Here is a 19,939-nt window from a genome sequence, read left to right as displayed (position 1 = left end):
CTCAATCAATGAGTCCTGAGCCTAGCGACCGGCCGTGCAAACCCATCGTTTCACGAAACAACCACCATATTTATTATTGCATGACCGCAAAGCCAGCTGCTCGGCATAGCGGCGCGTATCACCCCATGCGGTTGCCCAGCTGTTTTGCCGGTTCATTGCCAACACACCGCAGGCATTGCGAAACCAAAGGGCAACTTTGCAGTTGCGTCCTTGTTGTCTGCATTCGCTTAGGGCTCTGTTTTGCGCTTGTCTTTTGGTATTGTAGTCAAAGGAATATCCGTGAGCACCGTTTGATGCGACTGCAATTGCGCCGTAATAATCTTGGGCGGATGCTCCGGATGTGAGCAATGTGGATAGAATAATTGAAACGATGAATAGGCAAATACGATGGAACACAGCGTTATCCCCCTTTGCTGCGAGTAAATTTAGTCATTTTACGTAGGTAAGAATATCGAATTCCGGGGAAATTACCAGTATTACTAGGTCGAACGGACCATTTGAGGGGAAGCCTTTTTCTTGCCCTTATCTTGCTTTCGGTATAGACCGGACCGATTAGGTCTGAAAATGCGAACTGACGGCCATCTATGACCAACAGCAATGAAGCTGGTAATGCGATCCTATCGTTGTTTGGGAGCGTATAAAGAAGCCGAAAGACAAATATTAAGACACGGGTGGATTAAGTGTCCCAAACACCAATGCTCGATAGCATCACCTCTATTGATGATGTTCGCTCTCTCGATTTACCCCAGCTGAAAAGCTTGGTGGATGATGTCCGCACGGAAATGATCGATGCGGTGTCTGTCACCGGCGGTCATCTGGGTGCCGGATTGGGTGTGGTTGAGTTGACCGTCGCGCTCCACCATGTGTTTAATACCCCCCATGATCGCATCATTTGGGATGTCGGGCATCAGGCCTATCCACACAAAATCATGACAGGTCGCCGAGACCGCATGCGCACCTTGCGCCAGCCCAACGGCCTGTCCGGTTTTACCAAACGGGCCGAGAGCGAGTTTGACCCCTTTGGAGCGGGCCACAGCTCCACCTCCATTTCTGCGGGCTTGGGCATGCAGGTTGCCTCTGATCTTGAGGGTACAGACCGCAATGTCATCGCAGTCATCGGCGATGGTGCCATGAGCGCAGGTATGGCCTATGAAGCCATGAACAATGCCGGTGCTCTGGACAGCCGCCTGATAGTCATTCTCAATGACAATGATATGTCTATTGCACCGCCGACCGGTGCCATGAGCGCTTATTTGGCGCGGCTTATATCGGGCAAAACCTTTTTGTCGCTTCGCGATGTCGCCAAACAGCTGGCCTATTCTATGCCGCGCTTTTTTAAGGAAAAGGCCGCTAAGGCAGAAGAATTTGCCCGCTCTTTTGTAACTGGCGGCACGTTGTTTGAAGAGCTTGGTTTCTATTATGTCGGTCCTATTGACGGTCATAATCTTGAACATATGCTGCCCATCCTGAAAAATGTCCGCGATATCGACAAGGGGCCGATCCTTGTTCATGTGGTGACGCAAAAAGGCAAGGGCTATGGTCCTGCTGAACATGCGCGGGACAAATATCACGGCGTCTCGAAATTCGACGTGGTCACCGGCGCGCAGGTCAAAGCTCCGAGCAACGCCCCCAGCTATACCAAAGTGTTCGGCCAGAGCCTGACCAAAGAAGCTCACAAGGACGACAAGATTGTCGCTATCACTGCGGCCATGCCGTCCGGCACCGGCGTTGATATCTTTGAAAAAGACTTTCCAACCCGCACCTTTGATGTGGGCATCGCCGAGCAACATGCGGTCACCTTTGCCGCTGGTATGGCATGTGAAGGATACAAACCTTTCTGCGCCATCTATTCCACTTTCTTGCAGCGCGCCTATGATCAAGTGGTGCATGACGTGGCCATTCAGAAACTGCCGGTGCGCTTTCCCATTGATCGTGCCGGATTTGTCGGCGCTGACGGCCCCACCCATGCAGGCTCGTTCGACATCGGTTTTCTTGCCTCCTTGCCCAACATGGTGGTGATGGCCGCCGCCGACGAGGCAGAGTTGGTGCATATGGTCGCCACCGCTGCCGCCTATAACGACGGTCCCATTGCTTTTCGCTATCCACGCGGGGAAGGTGTTGGTGTTGATATGCCTGAAGAAGGCGTGCCGCTGGAAATAGGCAAAGGCCGCATGATGAAGGATGGTAGCAAAGTTGCCATTCTTTCCTTCGGGACACGTTTAGCAGAAAGCCTCATCGCAGCCGAACGGCTCGATGGCTATGGCCTGTCTACCTCGGTGGCCGACGCCCGTTTTGCCAAACCACTCGACAAAGACATGATTCTCAAGCTCGCAGGTACCCATGAGATGCTGATCACCATCGAAGAAGGGGTTGCGGGCGGCTTTGGCGGACAGGTGCTGCATATGCTGGCAGCGGAAGGTGCGCTTGATGGTGCCCTGAAGATCCGCAGCCTGACTATGCCTGACGAATATACCGATCATGGCAAACCAGACGCGATGTATGCCAATAGCATGCTCGATGCCGACGGCATCGTGCGCACAGTATTTGAAGCACTGGGCCGCAACATCAACGAAGCGATCGAAGCGGGCGAAATCGCCTGAAGACTTCTCCTCCGAGAACAACCAGCTTGCGTTGTTTTGCGCATTATTACCTATATTGTGTTGATAACAGCAACAAACTTTGTCTTGAGGGCACTCGGGATTCTTTCTAGATCAAAGCTGATGGCTAATATAACGAATTGATTCTACTTTTGTTTCTATTCTGGGTGTTATATGCGCTATTCGCCATTTTGTTTTTTTCAAAAATCATTTCTTTTCATAGCACTCAGTCTATCGGCCTGTTTTCTGACAATGGCCAGCGCATCGGCGATGCAGATTTTTGTCAAAACCCATACGGGTAAAACCATCTCTCTGGATGTGGAAGCCAACGATACCATCGAAAATGTGAAGTCTAAGGTTCAAGAAAAGGAAGACATTGCTCCTGACCAGCAAATCTTGACGTTTGCCGGTAAAACACTGGCGGAAGGACGCACGCTTTCCGACTATAATATTCAGAAAGAATCGACGATTCAGTTGACGCTTAAATCAAGCGGTCCTGCGGCGAGTGTTGAGGAAAAGAAAACAACTATCCAGTCAACCTTAAACTCAAATGAGAGAGTTTCTTTGGAATTGCAAGTTGGTGGAACGCGCCGCTTTGTGACTCAAGCGCGAACCCGCCTTCAAAATGGTGGCGGTGCGTTCTCTTCCGTCGGGGCGCCACAAACAGCCTCTTCAGGCCCATTGTCCTATCAAACCGATATCCGGTTGCATCCTTCAGTAATGGCCGCTGAAGGGCTGGCGACTTATGAAGATGAAGCCAGCGATATACAAGCCCGTTTTGTCATCATGGGCGATGTTGAATTTACCTATCAGGACAATGGTGCAGCCAGTTTAATGGGCAGCACCAAACTCGCACGAGAGCACGTGCTCTCTCCGGATTTCATGATGGGATATTTTCTCGGACTTGATGCAGGACAGGCGGATGTAACTGGTTCATTCACTGGAGAACAGAATAATCTAGGTGCCTCTGTCGGGGCTTATGTCGTTACGAGAATCAATAGTGCTTTTTATGGCGATATGTTTGTGCAGGTTGGGGCCCGCCAGAGCGAATTGGCAATGTCAGACGGCACTTTGGACGTCAAAGGCTCATACTGGTCTGGTTGGGCGCAAGTGGGTAGTGGTCTGAGTGGTGAAATTGACTATGGCTCATTCAAATTATTGCCTGAAGTCTCGGCCCTCTTGGCCCATAGCACCAGCATGGCAGAAGACTTTGACGCAACAGTCGCCGGCAGCTCTTCGGGCGTGTCTTTGAAAAGCAACAGTGTGACCCTCGCGCGTTTGCGTTTCTTGCCTCAAGTGCAGGTTTCACTCGATACTCTAACCTCCCAAAAATGGAAGACCAGCGCCTCAATGGGCCCCAGTCTGGCGTGCGAACAGGTTTGGACCGATCAAAGTGATCTTGATTGCGGGGGAGGGGCGAGTGTCTCTCTGGCTTCCCAATCTCTTGCTGGGCAGGGCAGCATGTCTGGCACTGTGGATGTCGAGCGACTAGGCAGCACAACGCGCGCCAGCTTGGCTTTGCGGTATCAAACCAACTTCTAGTGTCTGGGGCTAGAACAACCAGAACCAAATCAACGGCAACAGGATGGCGGTCGCCAAGGCATTGAGCCCCATTGCGAGGCCGGAGAAAGCGCCGGCTTCTTCGTTGACCTGAATCTTGCGCGCCGTTCCGATTCCGTGGCTTGCAGTGCCAATGGCAAGCCCGCGTGCGGCCCAGCTTTTTACACCAATCAGCGTAAGCAGGTAGGGGCCAAGCGCAGCGCCCAAAATACCGGTAGAAATAACCAACACGGCGGTTAATGAAGGCAACCCACCCAATTCGCGCGTGATGCCCATGGCGACGGGGGCGGTGACTGATTTGGGCGCAAGTGACAGAAACGACTGTTCCGAGCCACCCAATGCCCAAGCGATCAACACCGCCGAGCTGGCCGCTACAAATGACCCGCTCAACACACTGACCAATATCGCCACCGCCGACCGCCGCACTTTGTCAAATTGCCGATACAGAGGAATAGCCAGCGCCACCGTCGCAGGGCCGAGCAAGAAATGCACAAATTTGGCACCATCAAAATAGGCCTGATAGGGCGTGCCGCTGACATAGAGTACCGCAACCACAATGATGATCGCCAAGAGCACTGGATTGAGCAGCGGGGTCATGCCAGCTTTGGTGTAGAGATAAAGTCCGATTTGATAAGCGATCAATGTCAAAGTGAGGTGGAACAGCGGGCTGGCGCTGAGATAAACCCAGAGGCTTTCAAAATCGCTCATTTCTTCTGCTCTCCTGAAGCCTGCCCGTCGGTTGAGAGCGCTGATTTTCCTCGCATGAACCAGCTCATCAAAAGACCAGTGACCGCAATGGCAAGCAGAGTACTGACCACAAGAGAGACCGACAGCGGTATGATCTCGCGCTTAAGAAGCGCCGCATGCAGCATTACGCCAACTCCGGCAGGGATGAACAAAAGGGACAGATGCTTGAGCAATGTGTCACCAACCATGGCCAGATCATCGGGAATAGAACCTTTGATCATGAGCCCAGCAAACAGCAAGGCCATACCCGCCACAGGCCCTGGTACGGGCAGCCCAAGCACAGTGACCAGCCCCTCGCCAACAAGCTGACAAACAAATATCGCGGTTAGATAGAATAACAAATCGTCACCTCTCGGTGTGAATGGGGCCGCAAACCCAAGGCGTTCAGGTCAAATCCCTTGATCTGACCATACTGGATTACCGCCGTGGAGGAAGCCTGCATATTATTTTCAGACTTTCAGCAAAAGCATGAAAAACGTGGTTGCCCTTGCCAATAGACAGGCATGCGCATATCACCTATGGCTGATTGCAGAAATAAGCGAAAAAAGGGGCGACTGCTACCATGTCAAAAGACATATGCACTGAGTATCTGGAAGGACTGGTGCGCGACGCCCATGCGCTGGCGGCTGAAGATCCCGAGCTTTGGGGCAAACCTGCGGACTATATTCCTGAATTGGCGCATATTGATCCGGCGCAGTTGGCCATCTCGGTGGCATTGGCAGACGGACGGGTGCTCTCGGCAGGTGACTATAAAACCGGCTTTTCCATTCAGTCGATCTCCAAGGTTTTTACGCTGTCCATAGCGCTGGGGAGGATTGGGGATAGCTTATGGAACCGTGTGGCGCGCGAACCGTCGGGCAATCCGTTTGATTCGATTCTCAAGCTGGAACAGGAAAAGGGAAAACCACGCAATCCCTTCATCAATGCGGGCGCCATCGTCACCACAGATGCGCTGCTGTCTGGCCATGCCCCCAAAGAAGCCTTGTCTGAAATTATACAGTTTGTGCGTGCTGCGGCCGAAGATGATGATATTCACATCAACGCACGCGTAGCGCAGTCGGAGAAAACGACCGGCTATCGCAATCTGGCGTTGGCTCATTATTTGCGTTCCTATGACAATCTGGTCAATGAACCCGATTACACCCTTGGCGTCTATTATCACCAATGCGCCATAGAAATGACCACTGTGCAATTGGCCAAGGCTGGGCGCTATTTGGCCAGTTTGCCCGATGCACCCAAGCTGATCGCCCCCGCCAAAGTACGCTCGCTGAATGCCTTGATGATGACCTGCGGCCAATATGATGGCTCTGGGGAATTTGCCTTCCGTGTCGGCCTGCCGTCTAAATCCGGTGTTGGTGGTGGATTGTTGATTATTGCCCCACGCCGTGGTTCCATCGCGATTTGGTCACCCGGCCTCAATGAGAAAGGCAACTCCAAAATGGGAACCTACATCGCCGAGCGCATGTCCCGCGAGCTCGATTGGGGCGTGTTCTAGCCGACAGTGCCTGACGCTGGTCTGAAACGCGGCTTATATGGTCAGCGACAAATGGCAATAGAAGCCGTTTCATAAAGGCCCCGCCCTGTATCGCGGGGCCTTTGTTCTTATACTCAGTGCTTAGCCAAATAGGCCGCCATGATATCGCGAGCGGCCTCCAGATCGGTTTTGTCGATCATTTCAGTCACTGTGTGGATGTAGCGGGTACCCACAACGATGCCAGCCGCTTTTGCACCTGAGCCGGCTTGTTGGCCAGCTGCGCCGTCTTGTCCGCCACGGGCCAGAATGGTGCGCTGTGCTGGAATGTCTTTTTCCGCTGCCAATGCTTCGATTTCTTCGACCAAATCGATATCCGCGATGAAAGAGCCGTCTTTGATATGCAGGCCAAACCCTTTGCCCTGAACCGTGACTGTGTCTTTTTCAGGTGTACCAGGTGTATCGCAAGCCAACGTTGTATCGATACCAAAGGCGATATCAGGCGAAACACCGAAGGACGCTGTGCGGGCTCCGCGCAAGCCGACTTCTTCCTGAGCGGTGAAAGCAACCGTGATTTCGCAAGCGTGTTTATCACCGTTGTTGATCATTTGACGCAGAATTTCGATGCCCAGCCAGCAAGCGATACGGTTATCCAGCGCTTTGGAGACGATCTTCTGGCCCATATCGAGCAGAGGTTCGTCCATGACGATGAAGTCACCTATTTTGATTTTCTCTTTGGCTTCAGCGCCCATCCCCAGATCGACGACAAAGTCTGTCACTTCAGGGATTTTTTTGCGTTCTTCAGGTGAAGCAATATGCAAGGCTTTGCCGCCTGCATTCATCACGCCTTTAAAGTCACCGTCGTTGGTGCAGACCAATACACGGCGCGCAAACAAGGTGCGTGGGTCAAAACCGCCCACAGGATCGACATGAAGAAAGCCCTTGTCTGAAATATGGCTAACAAGAAAGCCGATTTCATCCATATGGCACAACAGCAGGACCCGCTCTGGATCGTTGTCCACATCCTGATCTTTGGTGGGATAGCGGGTGCAGATCAGTGAGCCCATCGGATCGGTATAAACCTCGTCAAACAGACCTTCGATTTCCGCTTCAATCAGGCTGCGTACCCGATGTTCGCGGCCCGGAACGCCGGGAGTTTCACAAAGACGACGCAGAAGTTCGATGTTCATGGTTTGAGCAACCTTCCTATGGAAATTTACAATGAAACTCTCTATATCAGTGGTAACGAAGAAAAAACAGCGCGAGATGCGCCTGCGGTTGCTTGATGAAGGGCCGAGGCCTCGCGTTCGAGCTTTTAAACCTAATTTTAGCACCGTCGGCAAGTGCCGCTTTGGGCTTACCGATGGGGGTGAGGATAGATATGAGAGATCCATACAGCGTACTTGGTGTGGCTAAGTCTGCAGATGAACGTGAGATCAAAAGTGCTTTCCGCAAGCTTGCCAAAAAATACCACCCCGACCAGAACCAGGATGCCCCTGGTGCACAGGAAAGATTCTCCGAGGTCAATCAGGCCTATGAGATTCTTGGGGACAAAGAAAAGCGCGGCAAATTCGACCGCGGTGAGATCGACGCTGAAGGCAAGGAAAAATTTCAGGGCTTTGGCGGCGGCCATCCGTTTGGTGGTGCCGGTGGAGCGACCAGAGGCAGGAGCCCGTTCGGCGGTGCCGGTGGTGGCTCAGCAGAAGATATTTTGAGCGAGATTTTTGGCAATATGGGGGGCAGTGGCCATGCCGGTGGAGATCCCTTCCGTACTGGTGCGCAAGGCGACCCGTTTGGAGGAGCGCGCGGTCAACAGCGTGCCCAGCCACAAAAGGGTCAGGATGCAGATGCCAAGCTCAGTGTAACACTGGAAGATTTGGTCAGCGACGAAAAGCGGCGCGTGCATCTGCCCACTGGTAAGAGCCTTGATATGAAAGTGCCTCATGGGGTGAAAGATGGTCAGACCATTCGCATGAAAGGGCAGGGTTATGAAAGCCGCACCGGCCCGGCTGGCGATGCTTTGGTGACCATCGAAATCTTGCCACATCGACTGTTCAAGGTGGACGAGCTCAACATCCGCCTCGATTTGCCGTTGACGCTTTATGAAGCGGTTCTGGGATCTAAGATCCGCATTCCGACATTGGAAGGCAAGGTCGAGATCAAAGTCCCTGCGGGCATGAGTTCTGGTAAATCGATGCGCCTTAAAGGCAAAGGCTTGCCTGACCGGAACGGGAAGCGCGGTGATCTGATCGTCACCGCCAAAATTATCTTGCCTGAAGGATCCGACCCGGGCTTGCGCGCCTTGATGGAAGATTGGCAAGACACTAATGTCTATCGCCCCCGTGGCGCTGACTTTGAGTAAGCCGGGATTGCATTGAATATAAACATAAAAAAGGCGGCCAATGGCCGCCTTAATTATATCTAGGCCTCACTTTTGTGAGGCAAGTCCATCTTTGTAAGCAACCCTAAAGGGTTGCCATCAAAAAATGGATTAGTCGACAAGTTTCAGATTGCCAGCAGAAGATTTGCCGCGAGCCTGATCAACTTCGATGTCGTAGCTGATTTTGTCGCCTTCGTTCAGGCCATGCATGCCAGCGCGTTCAACTGCACTGATGTGCACGAACACGTCGTCTCCGCCAGCGTCCTGCTGAATGAAGCCAAAACCTTTGGTGGAGTTAAACCATTTTACTGTGCCAGTAGCCACTTTGATATTCCTTTGTTTATAGAAAGTGTGTTGGTAGAAATTGTTCGAGAGTGTCTGCTCGAATTTTTAAGATTAGGCATGCGCTGCTGCGCCGCCGCCTCTGTTGCCTTTGCGATGGCCAGCTGCCTGTCCGGCAGGGCGGCCAAAGCCTGTGTTTGGTTTGCCTGATGGGCGTCTACGGTTCTTGGCATTGGCTGGTTTGCCAGTGTTGCCATTGCCACTGTTTGGACCTGCACCGCCGCCTTTGCCACGATAGGCACGAGGCTTGCGTTTTGGTCCGCGGACACCCGGATCAGCTTTAATAGCTGTATCGGGAACCGGTGCATCACCAGGAGAATATGCTTCCACGCCATCGCGTGCCAACTTGCTGCCGATCAGCTTTTCGATCTCGCGCAACAATTTGGCTTCTGACGGATCGCACAGCGAGATAGCAATGCCTTCTCGACCAGCACGCGCAGTCCGGCCAATGCGATGAACATAGGCTTCTGCCACTTCTGGCAACTCGAAATTGACCACATGGGACACGTCATCGATATCGATGCCTCGCGCAGCAATATCAGTCGCAACCATGATGTTGGTCTGGCCGGCTTTAAAGTCAGCAAGGGCCCGAACGCGTTGGCTCTGGCTCTTGTTGCCATGAATAGCTGCAGCAGACAGACCTGCTTTCTGCAAATGCATACTCACCCGATCGGCGCCGCGTTTGGTCCGCGTAAACACAATAGCCCGTTCAACGCCTTCTTTGGACAGGATTTGGGTCAACACATCACGTTTTGCTGCGTGCGGTGTATGCTGAACGCTCTGATTGATGCGTTCAATAGGGCGAGATGCAGCCGCGACAGAGACTTCAACGGGATTAGTCTGGAAATCATTGGCCAAGGAACGAATTGCCGTTGGCATGGTCGCTGAAAACAAAGAAGTCTGCCGTTTTTTCGGCAATTTCTTCATAATGCGCCGAATATCGGGAATGAACCCGAGGTCGAGCATATGGTCCGCCTCATCCAACACAACAGTGTGTGTTTGATCCAATCGCAGAATGCCGTTGTTCATATGATCAAGCAAACGACCCGGAGTGGCGACAATAATGTCGGTACCAGCCATCAGGCGATTGATCTGTGGGCGTGGTTTCACGCCGCCAACGATGACGGTGACGGAAACGCGCATAAACTTGCTGTAATTGCGAATGTTGTCTGCAATCTGGGAGACGAGTTCGCGTGTCGGGGCCATAATCAGAGCACCACAGGTTTTTGGTGCTGCTTTGCCGCCTTGACGCGCAATGCGATCCAGCATGGGCAAAACAAACGCGGCGGTTTTACCTGTGCCGGTCTGTGCAATACCCAAAATATCTTTACCGGTCAGAGAAACCGGGATCGCTTTGGTTTGAATGGGAGTGGGTGTCGTGTAGCCTTCGTCTGTAACCGCACGAAGAATTGGCTCGGCAAGGCCGAGGTCACTAAAGTTTGTCAAATAGGTTCTTTCATCAACCATCTCAAAACCGCGCAAAAATGCTGCGTTGGATGGTTTCATTAATTTTGGGGGAAGCCTGCGCAGATCAGCTGCCGTTAGGGGTTCTGCGCCAAAAGGGGCATTTCTTAGCAAAACTCATAATGAAGAATTGCAAGAAAACCTGTCCCGCTGACGATGTTTTCATCATCCACGCTCGGGCAAGTTCCTTTCACTACCGCGCCTTGAACTCAATTGCAAGCGAATTCTTTTGCATCAAGACACTATTCCAGCAGCGCTGTGACCGGCCACCTTGGGTAATGTATCACCTGTTCCAACAAAATCTAGCGCGGCATTTCGCATTTTAAAAGAGGTTTTATCGTCTCTCTATCACTGCGACACAGAAAGCGGAAAATCGCTATAATCCTCCAGCACGGGCCCGTCATAGCCGGTTGGCAGGTCGTGCCCTTTTGGGCAATGAAGCAGAAATTGCATATCTGCAGCTTGGGCTGCCTGAATGCCGACGGCACTGTCTTCAATCACCAGACAAGCTTGTGGTTCAAAGCCCATTGCCTTGGCAGCGTGAAGGAAAAGATCGGGATCGGGCTTCCACGAGCTGATCTCGTAGGCGCTGAATAAATGGGGCTCGAAATATTGGGCGAGACCGGTTAGCCCTAAAGAATGCCGCATTTTCTTAAGCGGACCGGAAGACGCAATGCATTTGGGGAGCTTTATGCCAAGTATCGCTTCTGTTACATGCGGGTAGGCTTTCAATTGTGTTTCGAACAACTCTGCCACCCGCGCCCGATAGAGTGCCTCATAATCCTCGGGCAGCTTTCTTCCGACATGCTCTTCCAATGCGTGCACAATACGCGAGAATTGGTGGCCTCTGAAATGAGTCATCAGGTGATGCACATCCCAGTCCAGATCAGGAACCGTGTCGCAATAGGCCTGCTGGCTCAGGATTTCACTGTCGACCAGCGTCCCATCAAGGTCAAAGATCAGACATTCAACACGATCCAGATCCAATCTCTGCATGAAAAATTCGCTTTCTCTATTGTCATCATAATCGAGGCCTATGTAACACACTATGGTGGCCTCACATATACGTGATCATTATCAACTGCTCGTGATTGGGGATTGAACTGCGGATGCGACTAAACTAGCCTGATATCACACGCTTCTTGCTCTCCATTGTCGAGGGAGTATGTAGCAATTCCGGTAAAGTCCAAATAGGAAAGGGACATTCAGATGCCGATACATCAATTCCCGAGCCTGCGTTCCAATCGCATGAAATCCATTCGGCAGGGCTTCTATGCCTTGCTATGTTCTCTTTTTGCACCATCCATTTGCAATGGATGCAGAGACTAGACGGCCAAGTTTCCTCTCTACCGATTCTCGGTTGGTTACAGCACGGTTTTGTCAGTGGGTATGATTCCCTGGTGCCGTCACGTAGCTGTGCGTTTATTAAGAAGCCCTTTGCCTCAATAGTCCTACCCAGCCATTAAAGTGACGAGACCGTTTGTTTGAGGGGAACGCCAAGATCACCGCTCTCATGCACTCTGATATTTGCGAGCCCCAACCAGCCTGCCATCAGCCGCAATTCATGAGCTAACGCTGCGCAGACTTTGCCTGTGTCAATGCGGGCTTCACCATGGGCTGCGAACACTTCCAGAATGCCCTCTTGCCGATTGGCTTTCAGGTCAAGCCGCGCAACCAGCCGGTCCCCCATCAAAAAGGGCAGCACATAATAGCCAAACTGTCGCTTTTCCTTGGGTACATAGATCTCGATACGATAATGGAAATCAAACAATGTCTCGGCGCGATCCCGCATCCAGATAAGAGAATCAAACGGTGCTAAAAGCGACTGGCAGGTGGCACGGGAAGGCATTTCTGCGTCGCGATGCAGATAGGTTGGTACATCCCACCCCTCAATTTCGACTGGAATTAGCACGCGATCCTCGACCAATTCTTGCAGGGCAAGGCGTGCGTCCACTGGTTTTAGGCGAAAATAATCACGCAGGCATTTCTCGGAACCAACACCGTGACTGCGTGCCGCAACCTCCATCAAATGCCGATGCGCAGCGCGTTCGTCCATGGCCGGTTGGTTGAGAATATGGGCAGGCAACACCCGCTCCGGCAGGTCGTAGCTGCGAGCAAAGCGGGTCCGCCCAGCCGATGTTATGCGTCCGCTCCAAAACAGAAATTCCAACGCAATCTTGGTGTCATTCCAGCCCCACCAAGCCCCCGTTCGCCCGCCGCGTTTATCCAGATCAGATACCGCAACCGGCCCCTGGATCTCGATGTCCTTAAAAACCGCTTCGATAACGTGCGGATTCTCTTTGGCATAGCGTGATATGCCACCCCACAGCCCCTCATGGCGTGCGGCGCGATCCATGCGCCATTTAAGTGCGGGATAAAGCGACACGGGGAGAATGGAGGCTTCATGCCCCCAATATTCAAAATAGTCTTTAGGGATCTTCCTGCTGTCGACCGCATGAGCAGCATTATCGATGAGCGAACGATCATAATCCCCAAGCCGCGCAAACAGGGTGAGATAATGGGCCCGATCCAAAACATTGACAGAGTCAATTTGCAACAGGCCTATTTGATCAAACACCGCATCCAGATGGCGGCGATCATGGCGCTTGCGTTTGCGTAATTGAGGTAAAAATCCCTGCGCCTTGAGAGCGATTCGGCGTGCTTGTCGATTGGAAAGGCTCTGATGGATCATGAAAGGCTCGCCAATCTGCGGGAATTGGGTGTCAGGCAAAAGTGGCCGGAACCCATTCTTAAAAGCATTTTCCGCGTTGGAACGCAATCCTGCCGCCTCCCAAACCCACCCGAACGGCCAAACACAAAGAAAAGTTAATTTTTCGTTTGTTCATCTCCGGTTTGCCTTTGACCTGATAAACATCTGAGATAGCATAGTTAAGGATACGATCCGGGTAGCGTGTAAGAGAGGGGCTCCTGACGGTACCAATCGGATCAAAAAAAGGAATTTAACAATGTCATTGTTGACCAAATGGTTGATCCCCGGGGTTGTCGCTGTCGCGGCCGTTACCGGTATTAGCCTTTACAGTGAAACCACAAAGATTGAAGCCGACCTGACGTCTCGCGCCGAAAATGTGTTGGCAAGCAAAGATATGGATTGGGCGGCTATTTCGTTTGACGGTCGCGATGGCGTGCTCACCGGCATAGCGCCGGAACAAGGCGTATCCGCATGGGCGGTGGAACTGTTGGATGTGGAGTGGGGCATTCGAGAAGTCGAAGACGAGACAAGCTTGTTGGCCGAGCAAAAGCCCTTTACTTGGGGGCTGGAGCGGGACGACGACAAGCTCTCCATGATTGGCTACCTGCCCTACGATCTTTTCAAAACTGCAGCAGATAAGATCAAAGCAAAGTTCAATGATATTGAATTGTCCTCCAGCGTTGAAGCGGCACGCGGTGGTCCTGCTGGCCTTGAAAAAGTGGTCGATTTCTCCTCAGATCTATTGAGCGTTCTACCAACCGCCAAAGTGATGCTGATCGACGATAGGTTGACGGTATCTGGTGCGTTGGAAGACGGCAATGCAGGCCATGTTGCTCTTTACAAAGCCATTAAAGAGAAAATCGATACGGCAGATCTTGGCGTTATTAAGCCTGACCTTCAGATCTCTCAACCCAAAGAGCCAGCAAAAGCGGAACCGGTTGAAGCAAAACCTATAGACGGCTTTGCCATCAAGCGGACGGCAGAGGGTGTGGATTTGGTTGGTTTGGTGCCGAGCGCCGATATCAAGACTGCGATCAACGGTCTTGCTGTGCGCAAATTTGGATCTTCCGGTGTGAATGACAATCTCATGGTGCAAGAAGGCGAGCTTATCGCTGGACTTGGCTCTGAGGAATATAATCAACTCGCATCTGCTGCGCTTCAAGCTGTCAGTCGTCTGGGGATTGGCGGGCAGGCAAGCTTGAGCCAAGATGGTTTGGCCATGACCGGTGGTGCCTTCTATGAAGGGGCGCTGCAAAAACTCCAAGAAGCATTGCGGTCTGCATTGCCAGCGAATTTGTCCCTTAGCTCCGAGCTGTCAGTTGCAGTACCCGGCGAGGCGGTCAACCCGGATGAATGTCAGGTCTTGCTGAGGAGTGCGTTGGAGAAAAACACCATTCTCTTTGATTCGGGCAAGGCCAGCATTTCGGCAGACTCCTTTGGTTTGCTGGATGGTTTGATCTATACGGCGCATCGATGCCCCGAAAGCAAGATTCAAATCGAAGGTCACACCGACAGTGACGGTGACAATTTTGCCAACCAGCTTTTGTCCGAAAAACGCGCTGGCTCTGTGGTTGACTATCTCATCGAAGCAGGCTTGTCCGATGAACGGCTTGAGCCAAAAGGGTTTGGCGAAACCAATCCCGTCGCAGGCAATGATACCGCTGAAGGCAAAGCAAAAAACCGTCGCATCGAATTCGTGATCCTGGCCCAATAATTTAGGAGTTTGAAATGGGATACCTAATCGCAAATCTATATCCATTGCTCCTGTTGGGGCTCGTTCTGGGGGCAATCATTGGCTGGATGGCCTGTGACCCAAGCAAAAACAACAGAAAATAGGAGAGGGAGCCATGAACGCACTATTTTGGCAGGAACTGGTCCTGATCATATTCGCAGTTGTAATCGGTATGCCGATCGGTTGTTTTCTACGGCGCTATTTCAGCGCCAAAGCATCGGTCCCGTCTGGTCGGGCCATGCACACAGCCTCAACCAAAAGCACATCTATACCTGCTGTTGAAGCGTCGACACCTGCGGCAGTGGGAGCCTCGGCCGAGGTGACCAAAGAGGCCGATGTTGAAGACAAGCAAATCGCGGCACAGGCCCTTGCGGAGCAAACCAACCGCAAAATGGCTGAGCAACAAGCTGAACTGGATGCACCCGAAAGCAAAGCGGTCGCAAGTGAAGACAGTGCCAAGACCTCTGCTCCTTCGGCGGTCAAACCAGCCAGCGATGCTGTTGAAGAGCAGGCCGCTCTTGTTAGCACGGCCGGTGTTGGTGGGCCGGTGGCAAATGAAGTGGGGATTGGGGCTGAACTGGAAACAGAAGAGGCTCGTATCGCCGCGGCTTTGGCGTCCTTGCCCAAAGATGCATCCATCGAACAAAAAGCCGATGCAGCAGGGGTCAAACCAGCATTGCTCGTTGCTCCACGCAATGGCAAAGCCGACGATCTGAAACGCATCAAAGGCGTTGGCAAAGTAATTGAGAGCAAGCTGAATGATTTGGGTGTCCATCACTTTGATCAAGTGGCCAATTGGTCCCGCGATGAAGTCAATTGGGTCACTACATTCCTTTCTTTCAAGGGACGCATTGATCGCGAAGAATGGATTCCGCAAGCCCGAGGTCTTATGCAGGCCGAGGGCACGGATGCCTCCGGTCTAACGCCAGCGATCGAAACCGCCCCGGTACCTGCACCACAGGAAACTCCTGAAACAGAGATTCCGACCAAGACCAAAGCTAAGCCGAAAACCAAACCAAAGGCGGCACCTAAAGCCAAGACATCTGAGACCAAGGCCCCTCAGACCAAGGCTGAGGCCGTTGTGGAAGACGCGGTTGAACCAAAAGCCGATGCTGTTTCTGATGCTGATCTTAATGCCGATGGTGGTATCGACGATGAAGAAGCGCGCATCGCGGCTGCCATTGCAGCCCTACCCAAAGACGCCTCGATTGAGGAAAAAGCCAATGTTGCGGGCAAAAAACCAAGGCTTCTGAAAGCCCCGCGCAAAGCGGGTGCCGATGATCTCAAACGCATCAAGGGTGTCGGTAAGGTGATCGAAGGCAAGCTCAATGATCTGGGCATCTATCACTTCGATCAAATCGCTAAATGGAACCGCAAGGAAATAAACTGGGTAACCACGTTCCTATCGTTCAAAGGGCGAGTTGATCGGGAAAACTGGATCGAACAAGCCAAATTGCTCGCAAGTGGAGAAGAAACCGAATTTTCCAAGCGCGTCGACAAAGGCCAAGTGGGCAGCTCAAAAGGCTGATTTTGAACCGCTTCGGCTTGTAGCCTATTGCGAATCGAACAACCATTTAGATGGCGCGGATCATTCCGCGCCATTTTATTGAGATATATGCGGACATATGGAGAAGAAAATGGCAGATACGGCCGCCACATTGGGCATTGATCACCTCGGCTTGACCGTTGAAGATCTTATGCTGTCGCTATCTTTCTTTACCGATTGCCTTGGCTGGAAACAATTCGGCGGCAATCCGGACTATCCCTCAGCCTACATTACCGACGGCACCGCCAAGCTGACGCTTTGGCAGGCAAAAACCGATAGCCCGATCGGTTTTGATCGTTTTCAAAATGTTGGACTGCATCACTTCGCGCTGAAGCTGGCCAGCAACGAGGCGTTGGATGCCCTGTTTGAAGAGGTGAAAAATTGGCCGGATGTTGTGGTCGAGTTTGCTCCCGAATTGTCGGGCAACGGGCCCAAACGGCATTGTATGGTTTATGAACCGGGCGGCAATCGTCTCGAGCTGAGCTATGATCCCCGTTGAACGCCTATGTGTCATCCAGTTTTCGTCCAAGAATAAAGCCGGTGAGGACATCCCCACCGGCTTATGGCTTTTATTTGAGGATGGCTAGACGGCCATCAAGCTTTGCGCCATTGGCTTGGCTGATTGTTTTATGGTTGCGGATAAAAGCAATCACCTCGTTGCGATACACCAGACCGGTATGGTCAAACTTGAGCTTACGCACGTCGAGGCTGGCTATGTCGCCTTTCACACCGCCGCCAATCGGCTTGCCATTCCATGTTTCACCAAAGGCACCCAAAGCGATATAGGTGTTGAACGCCATGGTGAATTTCTTGTCCAGCACCGTTTCAATGGGCTGACCATGGAGCGTGATGTTAACGGCCTTGGCTGATTTTGCATCTTTACCCAGAGCTATTTCATAACGGATGCCTGACGAGAAATGCAAAAAGCCGCGCGAGACAAAACCGCCCATATCGGTTTGTTCCGTTTCGCTGGGGCGCAGCAAACGCGACACGTTGTTTTGCAGCATATCGCGGATCTGCGCGCCGGTCATTTCAGCAACATGGATCGCGTCTGCATAAGGCATGACGTCATACCAGGCTTTAAAAGAAAGCGGACCTTTGGCAACTCCAGAAGAAACCCCCGTGGCATTGAACAAGGCAAAGTCTACCTTGCCATTGGGGAAGGTTTCAGAGCGTTCCACAACCGCGTCATTCATGAAGTTTGCAAGGCTGTTTTCTCCAATATAGCGGCTGGCAATCATCGCATCACGCCCAAGCGTATCGATCTCAACCGAACCGATGCTTTCGGCCAACTTTGAATCCAATGCTTTGAGCAAGGGTGATACGACGGATGTCTCGAACGCGTCATCCCAATCGCCATCCTGCTGTAAGGAGGCATATTTCTCATCATCTGCCTTGACGCGAATGTCGCTCGACTTGATCGGATGCAGCGAGACCGAGCTATACCAATCTTGTCGTCCCTGACCAGCGGCAATGGACATGGCGATGTCGCCCAAAAATGCTCCGTGTGCTTTGGCTTGGGTGATCAGAACATCATCGATCATATTGTCGTTATCGATGCCGTTGGTGTTAAGTTCGGTGTGGGTATGACCACCGACGACGACGACAGGTTTATCCGTCAGATCGGACGCAATCTTGGCAATGGCAAAATCGCCGTCACCAATCTCGCGTGCCGTGGCGGCTTTGCCTGATGCATGATTACCGATTCCATAACCGCAGTGCGACAGGATCACCACCACGTCAGAGATAGCAGCCACAGCTGGCAATACATTCTGAATGGCAGTAATTGGGCGCTCGACAGCCATGTTAGGGTCGTTTGATTGACCGACACGGGTGTCAATATTCGTCGTCAGGCCAATAAGGCCAACGCGCAAACCCTTGATGTCTGCAATGGCTGCTGCTGTATAGTCTTCATCGCGTAACATGAAGTCGGAGGAGTGAACATTGGCGGATAACAGAGGGAAAGCCGCGTCGGTGTCTTTGCCAATTTTCAAAAGTTCCGCACCGCGGTCGAATTCGTGGTTGCCAAGGGTCGCAATATCAACTCCGGCGGCGCTGTAAGACCGATAACCTGCATCGGCGACAAATTCTTCCGGACTCCAACCCATCAACTCGTCAAACACCGAGCCGGTATGGTCATCACCAGCCGAAACAAATAGAACAGCCTCATTGTCAGCCGCTTTGGCACGGGCGTCCTTGACCAGTTTGACCATCTGGGCAAGGCGGTGGGTATTGCCTTTTTTGCCATGCAAATCCGTAATGTGGTTGTGCATGTCATTGAAATGCAGCACGCGCAGCACGCGGCGTTCGCCCTCTTTCAACACTGGCATCGGAACGGGACTGCCATCTTGAGCCACAATGGTTTTGATTGGCGCGACAAGTGGATCGCCTTTGAGCAAGAACAGTTTCTCAATCGAACCGTTGGGGTTTGGCGTCGCGGGAACAAGTTGTAATTCACCAGCCGCCGGTGTCGCATTGGCACGGAAGCTCAGCATGGGAGAGAGGCCGGCAGCCGTGGCAAAAGCAGCGCCACCCAGCAAAAGGCCCCGGCGGGATAGGGTGGTGGGTGCATTGTGGTTGGAAGAGGTCATAGAAAGTCTCTTTAAAAGTTATCGAAAACCAAAATTAGGCTTCCACAACTCACCCCAAGAGATTTCAAACGCATGACAGTGAGACAAACATTTTGTGACGCGCATCGCCTTATTCAAAAATGATGATGGGTAATCAGCCTCGTGCACGAAAAAAGATGTGATTGCAAAAAGAAAAACCCATCCCGAACAAATTCGGGATGGGCGATAGTTGTTTTATCAAGCAAAAGTCGGGCTTTAGTTTTGCTTGGCCAGAAGGTCACGAATCTCGGTCAAAAGGGCCACATCGGCGGCAGGTGCTGCAGGCTCGGCCGCTTTTTCTTCTTCTTCTTTTTTCATCGTTTCTTCGGCCTTGGTGCGTATTTTGTTCACCGCTTTGACCATCAGAAAGATGATCCAGGCCAGAATAACAAAGTTTAGCAACACGGTCAGGAAGCTACCGTACGCCAATACTGCACCCTGTTCCTTGGCTGCTTCGAGGCTATTGGCGGTGACACTGTCGGACAGCGCGATGAAATAATTGGAGAAATCCAATCCACCAAAAATAACGCCAACGATTGGCATAATGATGTCGCCTGTCAATGACTTGACGATTAGACCAAAAGCGCCACCGATGATGACACCAACTGCCAAGTCCATGACATTGCCTTTGGCAATGAAATCTTGAAATTCTTTTAGCATAGTACGCTCCTTTGCATGCGCCCCTCGCGCATTCTTGATATTTTCTTAACGATCATAGCATGAAGGGGACATGAACGGGCTGAAACTCGTCCGTTTTTAGGTAGGGCAACAGGCATTTGCG

Annotated in this window: 17 protein-coding genes; 7 read left to right on the top strand and 10 right to left on the bottom strand. The window is 52.0% G+C overall.

Annotated elements, in window-relative coordinates; translation table 11 throughout:
* Positions 1-21: 21 nt before the first annotated feature.
* A complete protein-coding gene (locus C0081_RS04955) occupies positions 22-396 on the bottom strand; it encodes a DUF4189 domain-containing protein (protein WP_101532694.1) in 375 nt (124 codons plus the stop codon).
* Positions 397-695: 299 nt separating this feature from the next.
* On the opposite strand from C0081_RS04955, the gene dxs reads away from it, so the two are divergent.
* Positions 696-2,600, top strand: coding sequence for a 1-deoxy-D-xylulose-5-phosphate synthase (dxs, locus tag C0081_RS04950; protein WP_101532693.1), 1,905 nt, complete (start codon positions 696-698; stop codon positions 2,598-2,600).
* A gap of 249 nt (positions 2,601-2,849) precedes the next feature.
* Entirely contained in the window at positions 2,850-4,139 is a 1,290-nt protein-coding gene (locus C0081_RS04945; RefSeq protein ID WP_210200394.1) for a ubiquitin-like protein, read from the top strand.
* A gap of 9 nt (positions 4,140-4,148) precedes the next feature.
* On the opposite strand, the gene C0081_RS04940 is transcribed toward C0081_RS04945, so the two are convergent.
* Both C0081_RS04940 and C0081_RS04935 read right to left on the bottom strand, forming a co-directional pair.
* A complete protein-coding gene (locus C0081_RS04940; RefSeq protein WP_101532692.1) occupies positions 4,149-4,865 on the bottom strand; it encodes an LrgB family protein in 717 nt (238 codons plus the stop codon).
* Entirely contained in the window at positions 4,862-5,245 is a 384-nt protein-coding gene (locus C0081_RS04935) for a CidA/LrgA family protein (RefSeq protein ID WP_101532691.1), read from the bottom strand. Before C0081_RS04935 ends, C0081_RS04940 begins: the two co-directional genes overlap by 4 nt.
* Before the next feature lie 221 nt (positions 5,246-5,466).
* On the opposite strand from C0081_RS04935, the gene C0081_RS04930 reads away from it, so the two are divergent.
* A complete protein-coding gene (locus C0081_RS04930; RefSeq protein WP_101532690.1) occupies positions 5,467-6,399 on the top strand; it encodes a glutaminase in 933 nt (310 codons plus the stop codon).
* Positions 6,400-6,512: 113 nt separating this feature from the next.
* Here the strand turns inward: C0081_RS04930 and C0081_RS04925 are convergent, their stop codons facing one another.
* Positions 6,513-7,565 carry a M42 family metallopeptidase gene (locus tag C0081_RS04925; RefSeq protein WP_101532689.1) on the bottom strand — a complete coding sequence of 351 codons (1,053 nt, stop codon included), beginning with the start codon at positions 7,563-7,565 and terminating at the stop codon, positions 6,513-6,515.
* Between the two features lie 191 nt (positions 7,566-7,756).
* Between C0081_RS04925 and C0081_RS04920 the strand changes: the two genes are divergently transcribed.
* Positions 7,757-8,737, top strand: coding sequence for a DnaJ C-terminal domain-containing protein (locus C0081_RS04920; protein WP_101532688.1), 981 nt, complete (start codon positions 7,757-7,759; stop codon positions 8,735-8,737).
* 129 nt (positions 8,738-8,866) lie between these two features.
* On the opposite strand, the gene C0081_RS04915 is transcribed toward C0081_RS04920, so the two are convergent.
* From C0081_RS04915 to C0081_RS04895, 4 genes are all read right to left on the bottom strand, one after another.
* Positions 8,867-9,079 (bottom strand): cold-shock protein, encoded by a 213-nt coding sequence (locus C0081_RS04915; protein ID WP_101532687.1) that lies wholly within the window; start codon positions 9,077-9,079, stop codon positions 8,867-8,869.
* 72 nt (positions 9,080-9,151) lie between these two features.
* Complete coding sequence (locus C0081_RS04910) at positions 9,152-10,603, bottom strand: DEAD/DEAH box helicase (RefSeq protein WP_342587665.1); 1,452 nt, start codon at positions 10,601-10,603, stop codon at positions 9,152-9,154.
* 306 nt (positions 10,604-10,909) lie between these two features.
* The gene (locus C0081_RS04900) at positions 10,910-11,557 is read right to left on the bottom strand and encodes an HAD-IA family hydrolase (protein WP_101532685.1); all 648 of its coding nucleotides are present in this window, start codon (positions 11,555-11,557) and stop codon (positions 10,910-10,912) included.
* Between the two features lie 466 nt (positions 11,558-12,023).
* Positions 12,024-13,253 (bottom strand): winged helix-turn-helix domain-containing protein, encoded by a 1,230-nt coding sequence (locus tag C0081_RS04895; RefSeq protein WP_101532684.1) that lies wholly within the window; start codon positions 13,251-13,253, stop codon positions 12,024-12,026.
* A gap of 274 nt (positions 13,254-13,527) precedes the next feature.
* Here C0081_RS04895 and C0081_RS23660 point away from each other — a divergent pair, with 274 nt between their 5' ends.
* The 3 genes from C0081_RS23660 to C0081_RS04875 all read left to right on the top strand — a co-directional run bounded on the left by C0081_RS23660 (position 13,528) and on the right by C0081_RS04875 (position 17,048).
* Complete coding sequence (locus tag C0081_RS23660) at positions 13,528-14,985, top strand: OmpA family protein (protein ID WP_280952859.1); 1,458 nt, start codon at positions 13,528-13,530, stop codon at positions 14,983-14,985.
* A gap of 133 nt (positions 14,986-15,118) precedes the next feature.
* The gene (locus C0081_RS04880) at positions 15,119-16,531 is read left to right on the top strand and encodes an NADH-quinone oxidoreductase subunit E (protein ID WP_101532682.1); all 1,413 of its coding nucleotides are present in this window, start codon (positions 15,119-15,121) and stop codon (positions 16,529-16,531) included.
* 109 nt (positions 16,532-16,640) lie between these two features.
* Positions 16,641-17,048, top strand: a complete 408-nt coding sequence (locus C0081_RS04875; protein WP_101532681.1) for a VOC family protein — start codon at positions 16,641-16,643, stop codon at positions 17,046-17,048.
* A gap of 70 nt (positions 17,049-17,118) precedes the next feature.
* On the opposite strand, the gene C0081_RS04870 is transcribed toward C0081_RS04875, so the two are convergent.
* Positions 17,119-19,140 (bottom strand): bifunctional metallophosphatase/5'-nucleotidase, encoded by a 2,022-nt coding sequence (locus C0081_RS04870; RefSeq protein WP_101532680.1) that lies wholly within the window; start codon positions 19,138-19,140, stop codon positions 17,119-17,121.
* 234 nt (positions 19,141-19,374) lie between these two features.
* Positions 19,375-19,818, bottom strand: a complete 444-nt coding sequence (gene mscL, locus C0081_RS04865; RefSeq protein ID WP_101532679.1) for a large conductance mechanosensitive channel protein MscL — start codon at positions 19,816-19,818, stop codon at positions 19,375-19,377.
* Positions 19,819-19,939 lie beyond the last annotated feature (121 nt).

Source organism: Cohaesibacter celericrescens (genome assembly GCF_002866925.1).
Taxonomy (GTDB): Bacteria; Pseudomonadota; Alphaproteobacteria; order Rhizobiales; family Cohaesibacteraceae; genus Cohaesibacter; species Cohaesibacter celericrescens.
Note: the sequence above shows the minus strand (reverse complement) of the source record. Positions and strands in the feature narration are given on the sequence as shown.